The organism is Candidatus Atribacteria bacterium (assembly GCA_011056645.1).
Lineage (GTDB): Bacteria > Atribacterota > Phoenicimicrobiia > Phoenicimicrobiales > Phoenicimicrobiaceae > Sediminicultor > Sediminicultor quartus.
Genome location: DSEL01000008.1, coordinates 1 through 19263 on the forward strand (window position 1 = coordinate 1; position 19263 = coordinate 19263).

17 protein-coding genes are annotated in these 19263 nt (G+C 37.1%); 15 read left to right on the forward strand and 2 right to left on the reverse strand.

The features are described 5' to 3' along the window. The first annotated feature begins 32 nt into the window (after positions 1 to 32). Together ENO17_00235 and ENO17_00240 are read left to right on the forward strand one after the other, a co-directional pair. The gene (locus ENO17_00235; GenBank protein ID HER23483.1) at positions 33 to 1937 is read left to right on the forward strand and encodes an aldehyde ferredoxin oxidoreductase; all 1905 of its coding nucleotides are present in this window, start codon (positions 33 to 35) and stop codon (positions 1935 to 1937) included. After that, the gene (locus ENO17_00240; GenBank protein HER23484.1) at positions 1934 to 2161 is read left to right on the forward strand and encodes a hypothetical protein; all 228 of its coding nucleotides are present in this window, start codon (positions 1934 to 1936) and stop codon (positions 2159 to 2161) included. Before ENO17_00235 ends, ENO17_00240 begins: the two co-directional genes overlap by 4 nt. Positions 2162 to 2570: 409 nt before the next feature. Here ENO17_00240 and bshB1 read toward each other — a convergent pair whose 3' ends face one another. Both bshB1 and ENO17_00250 read right to left on the reverse strand, forming a co-directional pair. Then, positions 2571 to 3254, reverse strand: coding sequence for a bacillithiol biosynthesis deacetylase BshB1 (gene bshB1, locus ENO17_00245; GenBank protein ID HER23485.1), 684 nt, complete (start codon positions 3252 to 3254; stop codon positions 2571 to 2573). Between the two features lie 195 nt (positions 3255 to 3449). After that, positions 3450 to 5060: a Na/Pi cotransporter family protein gene (locus ENO17_00250; GenBank protein HER23486.1), complete on the reverse strand. Its 1611-nt coding sequence runs from the start codon at positions 5058 to 5060 to the stop codon at positions 3450 to 3452. 358 nt (positions 5061 to 5418) lie between these two features. Between ENO17_00250 and ENO17_00255 the strand changes: the two genes are divergently transcribed. The 13 genes from ENO17_00255 to ENO17_00315 form a co-directional block, all read left to right on the forward strand. Then, positions 5419 to 6927 carry an FAD/NAD(P)-binding oxidoreductase gene (locus ENO17_00255; protein HER23487.1) on the forward strand — a complete coding sequence of 503 codons (1509 nt, stop codon included), beginning with the start codon at positions 5419 to 5421 and terminating at the stop codon, positions 6925 to 6927. After that, the gene (locus tag ENO17_00260) at positions 6911 to 8185 is read left to right on the forward strand and encodes a pyridine nucleotide-disulfide oxidoreductase (GenBank protein HER23488.1); all 1275 of its coding nucleotides are present in this window, start codon (positions 6911 to 6913) and stop codon (positions 8183 to 8185) included. The genes ENO17_00255 and ENO17_00260 overlap by 17 nt, the downstream gene beginning before the upstream one ends. Before the next feature lie 12 nt (positions 8186 to 8197). Then, entirely contained in the window at positions 8198 to 8581 is a 384-nt protein-coding gene (locus tag ENO17_00265; GenBank protein ID HER23489.1) for a DUF1667 domain-containing protein, read from the forward strand. Positions 8582 to 8761: 180 nt separating this feature from the next. Further along, positions 8762 to 9325 carry a glycerol-3-phosphate responsive antiterminator gene (locus ENO17_00270; GenBank protein ID HER23490.1) on the forward strand — a complete coding sequence of 188 codons (564 nt, stop codon included), beginning with the start codon at positions 8762 to 8764 and terminating at the stop codon, positions 9323 to 9325. Between the two features lie 145 nt (positions 9326 to 9470). Further along, a complete protein-coding gene (locus ENO17_00275) occupies positions 9471 to 10790 on the forward strand; it encodes an ABC transporter substrate-binding protein (protein HER23491.1) in 1320 nt (439 codons plus the stop codon). A 93-nt stretch (positions 10791 to 10883) separates the two neighbouring features. Continuing rightward, positions 10884 to 11777: a sugar ABC transporter permease gene (locus ENO17_00280; GenBank protein ID HER23492.1), complete on the forward strand. Its 894-nt coding sequence runs from the start codon at positions 10884 to 10886 to the stop codon at positions 11775 to 11777. A gap of 19 nt (positions 11778 to 11796) precedes the next feature. Then, the gene (locus ENO17_00285) at positions 11797 to 12624 is read left to right on the forward strand and encodes an ABC transporter permease subunit (GenBank protein HER23493.1); all 828 of its coding nucleotides are present in this window, start codon (positions 11797 to 11799) and stop codon (positions 12622 to 12624) included. Positions 12625 to 12647: 23 nt separating this feature from the next. Continuing rightward, positions 12648 to 13538 (forward strand): DUF89 family protein, encoded by an 891-nt coding sequence (locus ENO17_00290; GenBank protein HER23494.1) that lies wholly within the window; start codon positions 12648 to 12650, stop codon positions 13536 to 13538. A 332-nt stretch (positions 13539 to 13870) separates the two neighbouring features. Then, the gene (locus tag ENO17_00295; GenBank protein ID HER23495.1) at positions 13871 to 15193 is read left to right on the forward strand and encodes an ABC transporter substrate-binding protein; all 1323 of its coding nucleotides are present in this window, start codon (positions 13871 to 13873) and stop codon (positions 15191 to 15193) included. A gap of 106 nt (positions 15194 to 15299) precedes the next feature. Continuing rightward, entirely contained in the window at positions 15300 to 16166 is an 867-nt protein-coding gene (locus ENO17_00300; protein HER23496.1) for a sugar ABC transporter permease, read from the forward strand. An 11-nt stretch (positions 16167 to 16177) separates the two neighbouring features. Beyond that, positions 16178 to 17017, forward strand: coding sequence for a carbohydrate ABC transporter permease (locus tag ENO17_00305; protein ID HER23497.1), 840 nt, complete (start codon positions 16178 to 16180; stop codon positions 17015 to 17017). A 407-nt stretch (positions 17018 to 17424) separates the two neighbouring features. Further along, positions 17425 to 18429, forward strand: a complete 1005-nt coding sequence (locus tag ENO17_00310) for a tripartite tricarboxylate transporter substrate binding protein (GenBank protein HER23498.1) — start codon at positions 17425 to 17427, stop codon at positions 18427 to 18429. A 101-nt stretch (positions 18430 to 18530) separates the two neighbouring features. After that, positions 18531 to 19263, forward strand: a 733-nt coding sequence (locus tag ENO17_00315; protein ID HER23499.1) for a hypothetical protein, incomplete at its 3' end; no start/stop codon positions are given.

Below are 19263 nucleotides of genomic sequence, written 5' to 3' on the forward strand. Positions count from 1 at the left end.
GGTAAATAAACTACAAGGAAGGAGTACTGATCATGGCTTATGGTTATACTGGAAATATACTTCATATAGATTTAAGTTCAAAAAAATATTGGATAGAACATCCAGAAGAGAATTTTTATAGGACCTACTGGGGGGGGCGAGCTCTTGGGCTCTATTATATGTTAAAACAGATGAAACCCAAAACTGATCCTTTGTCTCCTAATAATCTACTTATCTTTGCCCCCGGGGTTCTAACTGGCGTCCCTGCCCCGGCTATGCCTCGTTATGCTGTTTGCGCCAAATCTCCTTTAACCGGTGCGCAGGGAGAAGCGGAAGCTGGAGGTTGGTGGGGACCCGAACTGAAGAAAGCTGGCTTTGATGCCCTGATTATAAAAGGCGCTTCTGAGACTCCTACTTACTTATGGATCAATGAGGGCAAGATAGAGTTCAAAGAGGCTGCCCATCTCTGGGGTAAAGATACTGGAACTACCCAGAAAATCATCAAAGAAGAGTTAGCGGATGAAAAGATCAGGATTTCCCAGATCGGCCCAGCCGGCGAGAACCTGGTCCGTTTTGCTAATATTGTCAATGAACTGAAACACTTTAACGGCAGAAATGGCCTGGGAGCGGTGATGGGCTCCAAAAAATTGAAGGCCATTGCCGTCAGAGGAACTAAATCTATGGACCTCTATGATAAAGAGAAAGTCAGTCAGGTAACCAAAGAGATTACCCAAAGAGTTATGGTTAATCCCCTAAGCCGAGATCTACGGGAACTAGGTACCCCGGGGGTCATTCGCCCCACCTACCAAGCAGGCTGTCTCCCTTCCTATAACTGGACGACCGGCTATTTCAAAGAAGGAGAAAATCTGACTGCCGAAGCCTTAAATACAACCATATTAAAAGATACTAAAGGTTGTTATGCTTGTCCCATCCGCTGTAAACGGGTAGTAGAAATCAATGAACCAGGACTTAAAGTTAATCCTGCCTATGGAGGTCCGGAATATGAAACCATCGTCTCTTTAGGCTCTCTTTGTGGTATTTCTGATTTAAGATACATCGCTAAAGCCAATGAGCTTTGTAATAAATACACCATGGATACCATCTCTACCGGTATGGTCATTGCCTTTGCTATGCAGTGTTATGAAGAAGGTCTCCTCACTAAAGAAGATACTGACGGGATAGAACTTACTTTTGGCAATAAGGAAGCCCTCCTTATTCTAGTAGAAAAGATTGCCCACCGGGAAGGGCTGGGAGACCTCCTCTCCCAGGGTTCCTACCTTGCTGCTCAAAAAATAGGTAAAGGTGCAGAAAAATTTATCTATCAGGTAAAAGGCCAAGAAATTCCCATGCATGATCCTCGAGTAAAGACCGGCGTAGGTCTCCAATATGCCCTCTCTGACTACGGGGCAGACCATATGAAGGCTCCTCATGATTCTTTCTTCAAAGACCAAGATTCTGTCGGGGTAAAGGAGATGAAAGGGTTGGGTATCTTAGAACCCGTGTCTCCTACAGATATAGGGCAAAAAAAAGTAACTCTATTTAAATTATTAGATATCTACTGGACTCTTTTTGATATTTTGGGAATATGCGATTTTGGTTATGTTCCCCGCAGTGTTGGGACCATGCGGGAATTATTGGAGATTATCCGCGCTACTACCGGTTGGAACACTACCTGGTTTGAATTAATGAAATTAGGAGAACGCTCTATCAATATGGCCCGCATCTTTAACTACCGAGAAGGGTTTACTTTTAAGGATGATACTCTGCCCGAGGTTTTCTATCATGACTTCAAAGGTGGTCCCTTAGGTGGCCAAGGAGCAATTAATAAAAAGGATTTTGAAAAAGCTATAAAACTACGCTACGAGCTGATGGGTTGGAATCTAGACACCGGAATCCCTACCCCTGCCAAACTCATCGAATTAGGACTAAATTGGCTCATTGATGAGGTCAAACTATGAAGATAAGTATTAAGCTGGAGGGGTACTTAAAATACAAATACTCCTTTAATGTCTTAGAATTAAACTATCCCAAACCGGTAACTATTCGTCAAGTATTAAAAGATACTAAAATTTCTTCTGCTGATGTCTTTTTCATTAAAGTAGGAGATTTAATGGTAAAAGAAGATTGTCTGCTCACTAAATCTACTGAGGTTAAACTATTTCCGATTATCGGTGGAGGGTAGAGGGCATTGGTCATTTAAGAGATTCTGTAATTTTTTTGCCGAGAAAGAACAATAGGGTAATTCTCTGAAGGCATGTACTTTAGTTGGTTACTAGGTCGTATTTTGCTCCTCCCATTCCGTGAATAAAAAGATCAGAAATCAATATACGATTATATAAAGTTAAGAGAAGGGCTTTGGGTCTTATTTTCAATACCCGTTCTTTAAGGACGGCCTTTAAGGAATACAAAGATTTTAATCCGACTGTTTTTAGCAGAAATATTTTACCGTGAGAATCATCATAAAGATAATTCCCCCTTTTTTCTCTTAGAACAAAAACTTTTCTCCTCTGTTCTCTCTTTCCCCAAATCCAGAAGAGGAGATTTTACGAGTCCGTTTTATTTTGGGGAAATTTAAAAAACGGCCTTTCCATTTATAAAAGCACCTCTATGTCCTTAATGCCTATCTCTTCTTTAGAGATAAAAGGTTCGGCAAATTCTGTGCCAATAAGATTTCCCCAGTAACGGTTAGAGTTTAACACCCATTCAAATAACTGATGCCCTTCAGGTGATGGTCCAAATTGAGATTCGTAGGACTTAATAGATTCTATTTTCATTCCCAACTCTTTACTAATATCCATAATAAAAGAGGGTTTGAAATGTATCTTGAGATGAGAAGCAATATAATAATATATTTTCTTGACATAAAAAGGTTTGCCCTGCATTTCAGTTTTAGTGAATTTTCCGTAAAAACGGGCAGCATCACAAATCTTGGAAGCAGTTATATGGTCAGGATGAGCATCTATCCAGTAAGGAGCAAAAAGGATGTCTGGCTGAAGTTTTCTGATAATTTCAGCTAATTCCTGACGGAAATCTATTTCATCCTGAAGATATCGATTAGGAAAATCAAGAGTAATTCTTTCCTCTATCCCCAATATCCTACTTGATTTTACACTCTCTTTTTTTCTAGCCTCCGGGTTTCCATGGGGCGTAGGCTCGCCATCGGTTAAATCTACGATAGTCACTCTATGGTTGGCTTCGGTAAATTTTAATATAGAACCTCCCATCCCCAATTCCACATCATCGGGATGTGGGCCTACTGCTAATATATTAAGCATTTTTCACCTCACTATCAATAATTTTGCGGTAAAAATCTAACCTTTTTTTCGGGTCATCCAGATAATTACCAAAAGTACGGTTTCTATCTTTATAAATTATACTAACCGGAAACCCTTTTACAATGAAATTGTATCTTCACTCCTGAATTATGATTTTCTTAACGCGATACTCGATACGCGATACTATATACTAGTTTATATCTCTCCTACTACCGCTCGGGCGATTGAGAAAGAATGATCATTTATTCTTTTTAAGACATTAATCAGGTCCAAATGAACACCACTTGTCTTTTGAGAAAGCTCTATTCCTACATTTAATCGGTTGATATGAGTCTTGCGCAAGGTTATTTCCAGGGAATCGATGTATTCTTTTTGATCGATTACTTTTTGAGCCATTCTTTGATCCTGGAGAGCAAAAGCCCCGATGGCATTTCGAAGATTATTATAAACGTCCTTATGCATATTTTTAATCTCTTCTGTTCCCTTTTCGGAAAACACCAGGCTTTGGTCTATCTTTTTTTCTATCAAGGGAATCAAATTTTTATCGATCAAGTCTCCTATATGTTCCAGATCATCGACAATATACAATAATCTAAATACCTCTTTAGAATGTCCTTCAGAAAGGGTTTCAAAGCTTGTCTTGGTTAAATACCGGGTTATTTCTCGGGAGAGATTATCTACAATCATATCTTGTGTGCTTATTTTATCCAGCAGTTTTTCATCATTATTAGTAAAGACTTGCATAATATCTAATACCATCTCTTCTACAGCATTAGAAATTCTTAATACCTCTTTGCTGGCCAGATAGAAGGCTATCTCCGGGGTGTTAAGAGCACCCGAATCCAAGAATTTTGGTTTTTGTAAGGACTCCGCTTCTTCTGTTTTGGGGATAATCTTCTCTAAAAATTTGGCAAATCTTTCCGTAAAAGGAAGGAAAAGCAAAGCATTGCCTACAATGATTATGGCATGAGCATTAGCAATTTGTCGGGGAAAGTTTACCGAAGATTTCTGCACTAAAAAAATTATTGAAGGAACAAGAAAGAAAAATATAATAACTCCTACCAGTTTAAATAATAAATTTGCCAAGGTTACCCTTTTTGCGCTTTTGGAGGCTCCAATGCCTGCAAAAAGAACGGTGGAACAGGAACCTAAATGCGATCCCAAGATTATAGGAACTGCCAGGTTTAATGAAATTAAACCTTGCATAGCCAGGGAAATGGTTAAACCCATGGTAGCCGTACTGCTTTGGATTAAACCGGTAAATACGGCAGAGGCGAGCAGAGCCAATAAAGGAACATGTTCTAAATTAATTAAAATTTCTTTAAAGAGAATATGATCTTTGAGAGGGGAAACTGATTCGGACATTACCTTCATTCCTAAAAAGATGAAACCTACCCCCAGCAGGATATTTCCTATAAATCTCTGTTTTCTTTTTTTTCCTAAAAGCTTTAGACCAAATCCTAAAACAATTATTAAAAGGGCGTAATCGGATACTTTAAAGGCTATTATCTGAGTGGTAAGGGTTGTTCCCATGCTAGTTCCCAGCAAAATAGCCAGAGTTTGACTTAAACTCATAATTCCGGTATTTACCAGACTTACTAATAGAGTAGAAGCGGCTGTACTGCTTTGAATAGTAAAGGTAAGGATAATGCCCGATAATAATGCGATAAATTTATTCTTGGATAGAGTGCTTAGAATCTGTTTTAATTGATTACCAAAGGTATTTTTTAGGCCTTCACTGGTCATTTGCATTCCATATAAAAACAGAGCAAGACCGCCAATTAGGCCGGTTAGAATAAAAAACATATTTCTCTCCCTTTTTTGTAAAACTTAGCGAAATCCCACTTAATAGCGCAAATAAAATATTTAAGTTTAAAAATTTAATTAAATATCTTATGTTTATATTAGCAACCATTCACCATCTACTAAGGGCTATTTCGTTTAAGCTTTTTATATAATACCTCGAAAGGATAAATTTGTAAATTTATTATTGTAAAGGATAATTACGTATGATATAATATAAAAAAATAAATACAAATGGTAGAGATTTTAGAGAGAGCCATTTTATTAACCGAGGGGCATTGCCCCTTGTATCTGATTTTGGTCAGATATACTGGTTAGTGAAATGGTTTTTTTATTTATGATGTAGCCGAGGGAAGTTTCAATGAAAGCAGATGTAGTTATTATAGGCGGCGGAGTCATTGGCACAGCTATTGCCCGAGAACTATCCAGATTTAAGCTTAATATAATTCTAATAGAAAAAGAAGACGATATAGCCATGGGAACCAGCAAGAGCAATTCTGGTATTATTCACGCCGGATATAATGATGATTTTAATACTCTAAAAGGTGAACTTAATAGAAAATCAAATCCAAAATTTGATAAACTGTGCGCAGATCTAAAAATTCCTTTTAAAAGAATCGGGTCATTGGTAATTGGTTTTTCGGAAGAAGATTTTAAGATATTGAAAGAGTTAAAAGACAAAGGAGAAAAGAATAGTCTTAAAAATTTAGAAATCGCCAGCGGTGATAGACTATTTGAGTTGGAGCCTAATTTAAATCACCAAGCTAAATTTGCCCTTTATGCCCCTTCCGCCGGGATTATTTCCCCTTATCAACTTACTATAGCTCTTGCTGATATTGCGGTGATAAACGGAGTTAAAGTATGGTTAGAGACAGAAGCGAAGGGAATTAGGACTGAAGGACAGCAAGTTTGCGGAGTAATTACTAACCGGGGCACGATCGAAACAAGGGTGGTAATAAATGCTGCTGGATTATACGCTGACGAGATTGCCCATACTGTCGGTGATAGTCTTAAGGTAAGGCCTTTAAAAGGTGAATACCAGTTATTTGATAAACAATGGGGAAATCTGGTGAATCATATTCTTTTTCCCATTCCTACCCGACTGTCTAAAGGAATTTTGTTGACTCCCACGGTTCATGGCAATCTTTTAATAGGACCTAATTCTTATCGGATAAAAGAAAAAGATGACCTGTCTACTACCACAATCGGAATAGAGGAAGTATTGGAAGGAGCGAAAAAATTAATTCCTCATCTTGTCGAGCAAAACCCGGTGACCTCTTTTGCCGGCTTAAGAGCTGATATCGAAGGGAGAAATGACTTTATTATTGAGGCCTCAAAAAAAATAAAAGGTTTTATCAATGTAGTGGGGATCGAATCACCCGGTTTAAGTTCTGCTCCCGCCATTGCCGATAGGGTATGCAATATTTTAAAAGAATTAGTTAAAGAAATTTCTCCTCAATTGGAATTAAATTGCAAGGGTGGTTTTATAGAAACCCTGTCCGAGCAACCAAGATTTGCAGATTATTTAGATAAACCAGATAAATGGCAGAAGATGATAGAAAAAGATGCAAATTACGGAGAGATTGTCTGCCGATGTGAAAAGGTAAGCAAAGGAGAAATACTCAAGGCTATCCATCAACCGGTACCAGCCAGAAGCTTGGACGCCGTCAAAAGAAGGGTCAGAGCGGGAATGGGCCGATGCCAGGGCGGTTTTTGTGGTCCCAGAGTTTTAAAAATATTAGCAGAAGAATTAAATATCTCTTCCCTAAAAATAAACAAAAAAGGATCGGGGTCAGAAATTTTAAAGGCCAGATCCAAAGAAAATATTAAAGAAACAGAGGTTAAGCTTTTAAATGAAGTTGGAGTATGATTTAGTCATTATCGGAGGGGGTCCGGCAGGTCTGGCGGTTGCTCTGGAAGCCAGAAGAAATACAGTAAAAGATATTTTACTCCTGGAAAGAGATAAATATCTGGGAGGAATTCTTCCTCAATGTATTCATAATGGATTTGGTCTACAGTATTTTAAGGAGGAACTGACCGGACCGGAATATGCAGAGAGATTTATTAACCCGCTTATCCAGCAGAGCGTTAATAAAGTTGATATAAAAACAGAGACGATGGTTATAAAGATTACCACCGATAAACAGGTTACGGCTATAAATAGAATGGATGGGTTACTGCATATTCAAACTAAAACGCTTGTTCTGGCTATGGGTTGTCGGGAAAGAAGCCGAGAAGCGATTGCTCTTCCCGGGGACAGGCCGGCCGGAATATTTAACGCTGGTACAACCCAGAGATATATTAATATCGAAGGATATATGCCGGGTCGTGAGGTAGTCATTCTGGGTTCGGGGGATATCGGAATGATAATGGCACGCAGGATGACCTTAGAAGGAGCAAGAGTTAAAGCAGTTTTAGAAATTATGCCTTTTTCTACCGGTTTAATCAGAAACAAAGTTCAGTGTTTGGATGATTTTGATATCCCTTTAAAATTCAATCATACTATTACTCGAATCGAAGGGAAAAAAAGGGTAGAAAAGGTAGTTATCGCTCAGGTGGATAAAAACTTGCATATAATACCCGGAACCGAGGAAGCGATAAGCTGCGATACCCTTCTATTGTCTGTAGGTTTAATTCCGGAAAATGAACTTACCATAGAAGCGGGAATTAAATTAGATCCGTTAACTAAAGGCCCTGCAGTAAATGAGTGCCGAGAGACAGAAATAGGAGGAATTTTTGCTTGTGGGAATGTATTACATGTCCATGATTTAGCAGATTATGTCTCAGAAGAGGGAGAGATAGTGGGTAGAGCGGTGAAGGAATACTTAACAGGAAAGAGAAGATATCACTCCCGATCGATAAAAATAATTCCTGGAGAAAATATTAGCTATGTAGTCCCTCAGCATATAGACTTTCTTGTTCCGAAACGGAAAGAAATAAAATTATTCATGAGGGTAAAAAAACCGGAAGAGAGTGTAAACATTAATTTAGTAGATAACCAAGGCAGAGTTTTAAAAACCTACAAAAAAAGGATAGTAACCCCGGGGGAGATGGTGAGCATCTATTTACCGGAAGTTTTATTGGATGATAAATTAAAAAATATAACCATCTCGGTTAAAAAGGATTAGGGGGCAAAGAGGATGGAGCAAAATAAGATAGTATGTGTAAACTGCCCCCTGGGTTGTAGAATAACTATCCAGAGTAAAGATGGAAAAATTGCTTCTATTGGGGGTAATGCTTGCCCCAAAGGAATTAAATATGCCCAAGAAGAATCTGTCAATCCATTAAGGATCTTAACCACCACAGTTAAAGTGATTGACGGTGAGTTGCCTTTGGTGTCGATAAAGACGGAAAAGGCAATCCCTAAAAAACTATTATCGGAAGCGATGATCGAAATTGCAAAAATTGAAGTTAATGCTCCGGTGAAAATAGGCCAGGTAATTAAAGACAATCTAATAGGGACAGGGGTAAGCTTGCTTGCTACCAGAGAAGTGAAGAAAGTAAATTCTAAATCCCTTCTTTAAGGTAAATGTTAGATTTTTCTCTAATTTCCTTTTTATCTTTTCTTAGCAGAATATTTGATGCGAGTTTTGTATTGGTAAAAAATTTTGAAAGGTGCCCGTTATATGTGTTATTATTTTTATAGTGATTTAACACTGATATTTCCTATTTGTATAAATCATAACTTTCGGGGATAACTATAAATGCAGCAGAACCTTAAAGAATATTTTAGAGAACACCCAATCATTGCTTCTATAAGGAATGATGCAGATTTAGATTATGCTCTAAACACACAGGCAGTCGCTCTTTTTATTCTTCACGGGGACATATTTAATCTTCCCCAAATTATGAAAAAATGCAAAAAACACAATAAATTTATTTTTTTACATATCGATTTGATTAAAGGAATCGGCAGAGACAGGGAAGGGATAATATATTTGGCCAGGAAAGAACTTTGTCATGGTATCGTTACCACTAAAAGCAACCTTATTAGTATTGCAAAAAAGGAAGGTCTTATTGCCATTCAACGTCTTTTTTTACTTGATTCCGCTGCTTTAAAAACCGGAGAACAATTATTAAAAAATAACCAGCCTGATGCAGTGGAAATTTTACCTGGAATAGCTGCTCCTTATTTTATCGAGAATATTTTCACGGATTTTCTCTGTCCAGTTATTGCCGGCGGTTTAATTTCTGATAAAGTTGAGATAGAGAAATTATTACAAAGAGGAGTCTTAGCCGTATCTACCAGTAAAAAAGAATTGTGGTAGTTTTAATTTCTCTGCCCTTGAGTGATCTTGAAAATAGTAATTATGCACGGGCACTTAATTGTATAGGGGGGGGTGATTTATAGGATCAATAGAAAGTGTATCAATTAGTAAAATATCAAAATATTAAGGAGGTTGTTATTTAACTATGAATGCGAAAAAGAGTTTTTTAATAATAATAGTTTTAGCTCTATGTTTACTATTATCAGCAGGAGCTGCTATGGCAGAACCGGTAACCATCACTTTCTGGCATGCAATGAGTGGATCACGTCTTGGGGTCTTAGAGTCAATTATCGAAGATTTTAATATCAGCCAACCAGATTATGTAGTTAAACCATTGTTCACCGGATCCTATGCGGAAACACTAACTAAATATGTTGCAGCATTCCCTTCCAAAACAGGACCAAACATTGTTCAAGTTTATGAAGTAGGAACTCAGACTATGATTGATAGTGGTGCCATTACTCCTGTCTATGAAATACCTGGAATGTTGGGAGAAACCTGGGATTGGGCACAATATGTAATCCCTATTACTAATTACTATTCAGTTGAAGGGAAGCTTTGGTCTATGCCTTTCAACTCCTCTACTGCTATGCTGTATTATAATAAAGATCTTTTCAAGGCGGCTGGTCTTGATCCGAATAAACCACCCACAACCTGGAAAGAGATGGAAGAATATGGAGACAAATTACTGGCAAGCGGCTTAGTTGACCATGTCTATTCCACTGGTTGGCCAGATTGGATTTTCGAACAAGCACTGGCTATTCATGACCACCTTTATGCAGATAATGATAACGGACGGTCTGGATTAGCGAAAAAAGTGGTCTTTAACGATGATTTTGGTCTCATGGTTTTTGATACTTGGACAAGGCTGCACAAGAAAGGAATTTATATCTTTGGTGGAGCAGAATACTCAGCGAATTCAGCTTTTAATTCTGGCCAGATCGCCATGCTTATTCAATCAACTTCTTCGCTTGCAGGTATTATAAAAGCCGCTCAATTTGAAGTGGGCACCAGCTTCTATCCCCGTTTCGAGGGGTATCCAATAGGAAATTCTATTATCGGAGGCGGAAGCCTTTGGGTTACCAAAGGACAAAGTGAGGAAGAGCTTCGCGGTGTTTGGGAATTCCTTAAGTTTCTTGGCCAAAAAGAAAATGCTATCAAGTGGCACAAAGGCACCGGATACTTTCCAGTGAGCGTAGCCGCACTTAAAGATCTTTTGGATGAGGGTTGGTTCTCTGCAGACCAAGCTTTCCTTACCGCTTTCCTTCAGATTCTTTCCGGAAAAAGAGATACTGCAGCATCGACTGGAGTCCGCTTAGGACCTTTTGTGGCAATGAGAGAAATTTTTGTATCCAGTCTGGAAAAATCACTTTCCGGTCAACTTTCTCCACAAGAGGCTTTAAACGAAGCTGAAGAAAAAATGAACCTATTATTAAAAGATTACGCAGAACTTTACGGTAAATAATAAATCAAAGAAGTAGATAATAGTATTTTAGGGGCAAGCGCAAAGCTTGCCCCTGTATTATTGAATTCTTGTAAAATATTAAAAGGAGAAAGAATGCACGAAGATAAATTTCCCGGACATAAATTTTTACCTTACTTGCTTATTGCTCCCTCTATTGCGGTTATTTTTATCTTTTTAATCGGTCCTTTTGGCCAAAGTATTTATGAATCTTTTTTTGTTTCAACACCGTTTGGTACGAATACTATTTTTGTAGGACTTCGCAATTATATTCGTTTATTTTCTTCGCCAGATTATAGGAGCAGTGTGGTTACTACTTTTAAATTTTCTGCTTTTGTGATTATAGTAGGACTTTCTATTTCGCTGGCAATTGCTCAACTTTTGAATCAGAAAATCAGGGGAGTAGGATTCTATCAAGTTGCCCTTATCTGGACTTACGCTATCTCTCCGACAGTTGCTGGAGTAATATGGGCTTCAATGTTTGCACCATCAACCGGTCTTATTACCTATATAATCTCTAAACTAACAGGGGGATATATGATGAATTGGATGACCAATGGCCAGTTAGCCTTGTTTATAGTAGCGCTTGCCGCTACCTGGAAAATGTTAGGGTACAATATTATATTTTTTTTAGCTGGTTTACAAAACGTGCCAGGTGAATTTTTGGAGGCCGCTCAGATAGATGGCGCAAGTTCCTGGAAAGCATTTTGGCGCATAACTTTTCCCCTGCTTTCGCCCACCACCAGCTTTTTATTATTTGTTAATATGCTTTATGCTTTTTTCCAGGTTTTTGGATTAATAGATATTATGACACACGGTGGGCCTGGGAATGCTACCGAACTTCTGGTATATAAGTTGTATCGTGACGGCTTTATTCATCTAAATACCGGATTTGCTTCAGCTCAATCATTTATGATATTTTTTGTAATTTCTGTGGTAGCCATTGTTCAATTAAGAATAGTGACTAGAAAAGCTATTTATTTTCGGTAAGGAGTAGTTTATGTCAAAAATGACCAGAAAATCTCGATATAGTATTATTATTCATACGGTACTTATTTTGTTGATTGTAGTCCTGGTTTTTCCCGTGTTTTTCGCCATAATTACCAGTACTTTAAGTTTCCAGGAGTCCTACCAATATCCACCAAAACTTCTTCCAGGAAACCAATTTATGAATAATTTTAAAGAAGCGTGGGAGCGGATAAATATTGGACGACTCTTTTTTAATAGTGCGTTAATTTCGATAGTGGTAGCCATAGTAAAAACCATTCTGGCATTGTTGGCCGCCTTTGCCTATACCCACTTTAAATTTCGTGGTCAGGGTTTTTTGTTCTCTCTGTGTATGATTACCCAAATGCTCCCTCTTCCCGTCCGCATTATTCCAACTTATCAGTTAATGGCTGCTTTTAACTGGATAAATTCTTACTATGCTCTTATGGTGCCGTTTTTTGCCAGCACAACGGGACTGCTTCTTTTTAGGCAGTTCTATATGACTGTACCTGCAGATCTTCCGGATGCTGCCAGGGTTGATGGGGCAAGCCCTATGCGTTATTTTCTCCAAATTTTGGTTCCCATTTCCAAAACCAACATCGCAGCTCTATTTGTTATAGAATTTATTTTTATGTGGAGTCAATATCTGTGGCCATTAATTATAACCACTACGAAGGATATGCGTGTTATGCAAATTGGTATAAAAATGTTATTAGCCAGCGAGCAGATAGCTCCCGAGTGGAATGTGATTATGGCTGCTACAGTAATTGCTATGCTGCCTCCGCTGGTAGTCCTTCTTCTTTTGCGGAAAAGTTTTGTTGAAGGAATTGCAATGCAAACAGCTAAATAAAAAGAGTAAGGAGTAATTACCAGATGCATACACAATTAAACTGCGCGAGGTGCATTGTAGATGACTTATGCGGCGCTTTAAATTTGATTCCCATAAAGGAAGTAACCAAAAAGGATATTTTAAGGGAAGCTTTTCAATTCTTAGCTCGGGAGTTTTCTACAGAAAAAATTCCTTCTTACTTTATTACCGAAGTCCATAGAATCTTAAAGAGGTTATCCGGAATAGAAATTCCTTTTAAAGAAAGAAGAGATAAGTGTAATCAGCTGGGGATGGAAATGGCAAAAGAAATAGTTGTGGAAGCGGAAGGATTGAAGGAAGCAGAAAGATTTTTGTTTTTGGTTAATTGGTCAATTGCTAGCAATCATTTGGATTTTCGAACTGTAGGAACCGGTTATGGTTTTCAGATGGCTGAAATAATAGAACAGCTTCGGTCTTGTATTTCGGAGGGATTAAAAATTGACCAGAGGGCTGACATTTTCCAAATAGCTAAAAGTGCTCCCAAAATACTTTATATCCATGATAACGTTGGTGAAATTGCTTTTGATAAACTGTTGATCAAAGAACTTATAGGTTACGGGGCTATTGTAACCTCTGCTTTAAGAGGAGGAGCAATAACCAGCGATGCTACAATCAAAGACGGAGAAACGGTAGATCTTCAAGAGGCTGCTTCAAAAATTATTTTAGCCGGCCCGGATACCCTGGGTATTTCTCTGCACGAGATGTCTGACCAACTAAAAGAGGAACTCAAGACTTCCGATTTGATAATTGCCAAAGGTCAGGCGAATTATTACGCCTTAACTGAATACAAGCCGAAAGTGCCCGGAGAGATTGCTTGTCTTTTCAGAACCAAATGCGAGCTGGTAAGCAGCGAATTAGGAGAGACAGGAAAAATAAATGTAGCCATTTTACTCTAAGTAAGACACAATAAAGCATTTTAATTGACAATAAAAATGAATCTCGTTAGAATAAAAATAGCCGAAGCAAGAAGTAAAAAAATGTTAAATGAATTTAAAATATGACTAGAAATAAAGAGAAAAGCCTATCTAATATATAAGTATAATGACTTAAATATATTAAATAGGCTTTAATTTCCTTAGAAATATTTTACCTATTAGATAAGTCATTGTTCTGCCTGCCAGTTAAATTCTCTAAATCAGGGAGGAGGTGAATTTTAACTTCCATAACTTGACACAAGAATTGTTTGCTGAAATTACCTAATGTTTAAAAATATTTTAGGAGGAAAAAAATGAAAAAGACAATCTTTGTTTCGCTTTTAATTGTGGTGTTATTAGCTAGTTCGGCGGCTATGGCTGCCGAAAAGACTAAAATCCAGTTCTGGCACGCAATGGGCGGATGGAGGATCGAACTGCTTCAAGAGATGGCCAATGATTTCATGGCGATAAATCCGGATATTGAAGTAGAAGTACAATATACCGGAAGTTATGGCGATACTATCAATAAACTGAATGTCGCCGTTCAATCAAACGTTGCTCCCCATGTAGTACAGGGATATGATATTGCCACTCAGATGCTAATCGACGGAGAAGTTGGTCTGGTTATGCAGGATTTAATTGATGCAGATCCAACCTTTGATATCGGAGCATTTATGCCCCAGGTACTTAATTATTACAGAGTAAACGGAAAACTCTATTGCATGCCCTTTAATTCTTCCAATGCTGTTATGTTTTACAATAAAACTCTATTTGAAAAAGCGGGTTTAGATCCCAATAAACCACCTAAAACCTATGAAGAACTACTTGAATATGCGGAAAAACTCACCATCAAAGATGATAAAGGAAATATAGAGCAGGCTGCTATATGCTGGAGTCTTAACTGTTGGTTCTTTGAACAATTTATGGCTAGACAAAATGCTCCTCTGGTTGATAACGATAATGGCCGAACCGGAAGACCAACCAAAGCCATATTTAATTCAGATGCTGGCTTGAAAGTATTTACTTTTTGGAATGACCTAACTAAAAAAGGATATATGATCAATACCAAGCTTGAAGATTGGACCGGAGCGAGAAATCTCTTTATCTCTCAGAAAGTAGCAATGTTGATTACCTCGACTTCCGATGTTGCCCTTATGGTTAAATCTGCAGAAGAAAATAATTTTGAGCTAGGCAGTGCGTTTATTCCTTCTCCAGCAGGTGCGGAAGCTGGCGGAGTAGTCATTGGAGGAGGTAGTCTCTGGCTAATTGGCGGTCATCCCCAAAATGAGACTGATGCAGCCTGGGAATTTGTAAAATATATGGCTGAGGCTTCGCAACAGATAAAGTGGCATACCGGAACCGGTTATTTCCCGGTAAGGAAAGATGCTATAGAAGGTTTGCTGGCTCAGGGTTATTATGCGGAGTCTCCACATAATCTGACTGCTATATTGCAACTTCTGCTTTCCACTCAGAATTATAACACCAATGGAGCAATTATCGGTGCCTTTGCCGAGATGAGATCTATTGTTGCATCAAATGTGGAAAAGATGCTCTCGGGTAGTTTGACCCCTGCAGAAGCCTTGGCAGCTGCTGAAAAAGAAGCAACCGAAGCGATTAGAAACTATGAGGGATTGTAATATTTAATTTCTTTGGAGGCGGTAAAAAATATACCGCCTCCCTTACTTTGAATTCCACATTGTAATATAATAAGTTATATTTACTTAAATTATTGAGGGCATAAAAATGCGAAAATGGGTTCCCTATTTATTATTGATTCCCACTTTTATAATTATTGTCTTATTTATTTACATACCTGCTGAGTATTCGATAAAAGCGAGCATGCAAAGAATACTGCCCTTTGGTAGAGGAACGAGTTATATTGGTTTGACTAATTTTTTAAAACTTTTTTCTAATGCTGATTATCTTTACTCAGTCAGGTTTACCATTCTATATGTTACAGTTACAGTGGGCGTTGCCATTATTTTATCCTTTTTAATTGCTCTTCTTCTAGTTAAGAAGATTCCCGGAGTAAAACTATTTAGAACTTTGATCTTTGTTCCTTATGCTATTTCTCCGGCTATCGCTGGAGCTTTGTGGACTTTTTTGTTAAATCCAATAGTAGGCCATGTAAGCTATTTCTTTCAGGTTCTTTTTGGGATCCAAGTGGAATGGTTAACCTCTAAACCTTTTGCTTTTTATGCCGTAGTATTTGCTTCAGTTTGGAAAACACTACCTTTCAATATGATCTTTTACATTGCCAGCATTCAGGATGTACCGGAAGAGATTCTGGAATCAGCCACCATTGAAGGAGCCAGCGTATTAAATAAGACCTGGAAAATAATTTTCCCCCTGGTTTCTCCCATTACTTTTTATTTGGTCATTATGAATATAGTGACTATGATGTTTTCTTCTTTTGCTATCATCGATGTTATGACCAAAGGAGGACCAGGTCAATATACTACCAATATGATTTATAGACTATATTTAGATGCTTTTTATTTCCAAAAACCAGGAATTGCTTCAGCTCAAAGTGTCATTATGATTGCTATAATGATCGTAGTTACTTTAATCTATTTTAAATTCGGCGAACGGCGTGTTCATTATCAATAAGGAGATAGTAGATGAAAATATCTACTCAAAAACGAACAGATATTATTTTATCCGAAGCAATATTAATCATTGTTTCTCTTGTATTTATATTACCCTTAATCCTTGCATTGACGATGAGTATACAGCCTCCCTTTGCTGTTTTTTCCTTTCCTCCGAAAATTCTTCCTCAAGGATTCCACTTACAAAATTATATTACCGCTTTTCAAAGGGTCCCATTTTTCAGGCTATTTCTGAATAGTACCATAGTAGCAGTGATGATTACTATAGGGAAACTGGTAACCGGTGCTCTCGCCGGATATGCCTATGCTAATTTTAACTTTTTTGGCAAAAGCTTTTCCTTTGCTTTTTTATTTGCCACTTTATTTTTACCGGCTGAAATAATTATGATTGTACCCCTATTTTCCTTAATGGTAAAGTTTGGATGGGTCAATACTTATTGGGCTTTGACTATCCCTTTTATGGCAAGTGCTACCAATACTTTTTTGCTGAGACAGCATTTTATGATGATTCCCAAAGAACTTGAGGATTCAGCAAGAATTGACGGTGCTGGACCCATAGCATATTTTCTAAAAATTCTACTCCCTCTTTCCAAGTCTATGTTGGTCGGTGTATCAATTATTAATTTTATTTATGCCTGGAATCTTTATCTCTGGCCTCTTATCATTACCATGGAAGATAAAATGAAGACCGTTCAGGTTGGAGTAAAGATGTTGATTGACTCTGAAGCAGCAAGCGACTGGGGGGTAATCATGGCCGGAACAGTTTCCGCAGTAGTACCTACATTAATAGTATTTTTCGTGCTTCAATCTATTTTCGTAAAGAGTCTTACCCGATCGGGTATCAAGGGTTAGATTATACCTTAACTTAAAAATACGACATAAAAATTGTTTCAAATTTTCCTTTAAACCCCTAAATTGCTCATCTATTAATGATTATTAAAAACTCTATAGATATAAATAAATTTTTCTTACTTTTCAGGTTTTTGCCAGCACATTTTTTATTTGTTGGTAAGGGGACTCAAATAATTCATTGACAGGTTAAAAAAAATATGCTATACATATATTGTATACAATATCTATAAAAATAACTTAAAATAAAAATAAATATTCCTCAAAAGTGTAACCGACCTTAAAATTATTTTTCTCCAAGATTAGTATAAAGAAAAAGAAAGAAAGGGGGGATGAAAAGAGGCGATAAAAAAGAGTATTACAATTATAAATAAGAAAGAAAGTTTATAAAAAATTATTGGAGGATTATTATGAAAAAATTATTTTTATTGATTGTTGTTACATTATGTGTTTGTATGAGTTTTGTGCTTTTTGCAAGTGCTTCTTATCCTGAAAGAAATATCACAAATGTATTAGTATGGAGTGCTGGCGGTGGGACCGATGCTTGTAACCGAGTTGTTATGGCGGAAATGGCTAAAATATTAGGCGTGAATATTAATGTTGTCAATAAAACCGGTGGAGCAGGTGGTTCTGTAGGGATGAATTATGCTTATTCACAACCTTCTGATGGTTATACTCTTTGTGGTCTTTCGGAGTCTTGTGTAACTGCTGGAGTACAGGGAGGTTTTGATAAAAGAATGAACGTCTGGGGGTATTTTATCATTGGTGGCTCACCGGATGTTGTTTCTGTTTCTGCGAATACTCCCTATATGACATTAAAAGATTTGATTGAAGCTGCTAAAACTGATCCCGGAACGATCAGAGCCGGTGCTAGTGCTGCTGGCTCTATACACCATTTAAATCTTCTTGCATTAGAAGATGGTTCAGGTGCGAAATTTAATTATATCCCTTATACAGGGTCTGCTCCTGCCCAGAATGCTGCTATGACTGGTGAAGTTTCTGTAGTAGTTACCTCAGTTGCAGAACAAGCTCAATTAATTCGCGGAGGTCAATTAAGACCCTTAGCAGTATTAATTCCTGAATCATTTGTTTTGGCTGGAGAAACCTTACCTTCTGCTTTTGATTCTTATCCTGGACTTTCAGAATATTTGCCTATTTCACAGGCTATTGGCTTTGCAATAAAAGCGGATGCACCAGATGATATTAAAGCTGTATTAATAGATGCATTCGACAAAGCACTTATGACAGATACTTTTGTAAAATGGGCTGAAGATAATTATTATGTTGTATCTGGTGCAACTGGAAGCGAAGGAGTAGAAATATTTAATAAACTTGAATCATTATTTGCCTGGACTCTTTGGGATTTGCAAGCTGCTAAAGTTGATCCAGCTACTTTAGGGATACCGAAACCCTAAGAATTACCAAAAATATATTTGATTTAAAAAAGGCAGCTGAATAAAATATTTATTTAGCTGCCTGAACTTATTAAAAATTTGTAGGATTTAGAGATTAGATTATGAAGAAGAAAGAATTACGAAAAGCAGATTTTATCACCAGCGTTTTACTTTTATTTTTTAGTGTTTGGGTTGTTATGGAAACCTTTAAAATGCCAATGAAGGATACTTTTGGAGGTGTACAAAATGTTTGGTATGTCTCCCCCGCCTTGTTCCCTTTAATTATCAGCATTTTTATTATGGTTTTAGGAGCAGTGCTTCTCCTTCATTCTATAAAAACTGGTGGAGCTAAATATTTTTTGGATAATTTTTCAGTTAGGTATAAAGGGTTATCTGAAAAAAATATTAGATTTATTGGAATTTTATTAGCTTTATTTTCTTTTGTCTATTTAAATATTCCCCGTATTGATTTTTTTATTTCTGTTACACTTTTTTTAACTTATTTCATATCTGTTTTTTATTTTGATGATAAAGATCTATTGAAAAAATTAACTTTGTTTTATTTTACTGGAAGCATAATTTTTATCATTCTTTTTGTATTTGATATTTCAAAAATTATTAATTCTTATTATGAATATTTTATAGATATTCTGGCATTATCTTTCTATTTAAGTTATGTAATTTATAATTGGGCAAACATAAAAAGTAGTCGTATTTTTAAAAAAAGACTCATCGTTTCTTTAATAGTATCTCTGGTAGTGCCACTGATTCTTTGTCCAGCTTTTAGATATTTTTTATTGATTCCGCTTCCCAAAGAGGGATTAATCATACAAATGATGCATAATATTTATTACC

What these genes read in the sequence shown, in the direction of transcription:
- ENO17_00235 (HER23483.1), top strand. Translation starts at nt 33, where the DNA reads ATGGCTTATGGTTATACTGGAAATATACTTCATATAGATTTAAGTTCA.
- ENO17_00240 (HER23484.1), top strand. Translation starts at nt 1,934, where the DNA reads ATGAAGATAAGTATTAAGCTGGAGGGGTACTTAAAATACAAATACTCC.
- bshB1 (HER23485.1), bottom strand. Translation starts at nt 3,254, where the DNA reads ATGCTTAATATATTAGCAGTAGGCCCACATCCCGATGATGTGGAATTG.
- ENO17_00250 (HER23486.1), bottom strand. Translation starts at nt 5,060, where the DNA reads ATGTTTTTTATTCTAACCGGCCTAATTGGCGGTCTTGCTCTGTTTTTA.
- ENO17_00255 (HER23487.1), top strand. Translation starts at nt 5,419, where the DNA reads ATGAAAGCAGATGTAGTTATTATAGGCGGCGGAGTCATTGGCACAGCT.
- ENO17_00260 (HER23488.1), top strand. Translation starts at nt 6,911, where the DNA reads ATGAAGTTGGAGTATGATTTAGTCATTATCGGAGGGGGTCCGGCAGGT.
- ENO17_00265 (HER23489.1), top strand. Translation starts at nt 8,198, where the DNA reads ATGGAGCAAAATAAGATAGTATGTGTAAACTGCCCCCTGGGTTGTAGA.
- ENO17_00270 (HER23490.1), top strand. Translation starts at nt 8,762, where the DNA reads ATGCAGCAGAACCTTAAAGAATATTTTAGAGAACACCCAATCATTGCT.
- ENO17_00275 (HER23491.1), top strand. Translation starts at nt 9,471, where the DNA reads ATGAATGCGAAAAAGAGTTTTTTAATAATAATAGTTTTAGCTCTATGT.
- ENO17_00280 (HER23492.1), top strand. Translation starts at nt 10,884, where the DNA reads ATGCACGAAGATAAATTTCCCGGACATAAATTTTTACCTTACTTGCTT.
- ENO17_00285 (HER23493.1), top strand. Translation starts at nt 11,797, where the DNA reads ATGACCAGAAAATCTCGATATAGTATTATTATTCATACGGTACTTATT.
- ENO17_00290 (HER23494.1), top strand. Translation starts at nt 12,648, where the DNA reads ATGCATACACAATTAAACTGCGCGAGGTGCATTGTAGATGACTTATGC.
- ENO17_00295 (HER23495.1), top strand. Translation starts at nt 13,871, where the DNA reads ATGAAAAAGACAATCTTTGTTTCGCTTTTAATTGTGGTGTTATTAGCT.
- ENO17_00300 (HER23496.1), top strand. Translation starts at nt 15,300, where the DNA reads ATGCGAAAATGGGTTCCCTATTTATTATTGATTCCCACTTTTATAATT.
- ENO17_00305 (HER23497.1), top strand. Translation starts at nt 16,178, where the DNA reads ATGAAAATATCTACTCAAAAACGAACAGATATTATTTTATCCGAAGCA.
- ENO17_00310 (HER23498.1), top strand. Translation starts at nt 17,425, where the DNA reads ATGAAAAAATTATTTTTATTGATTGTTGTTACATTATGTGTTTGTATG.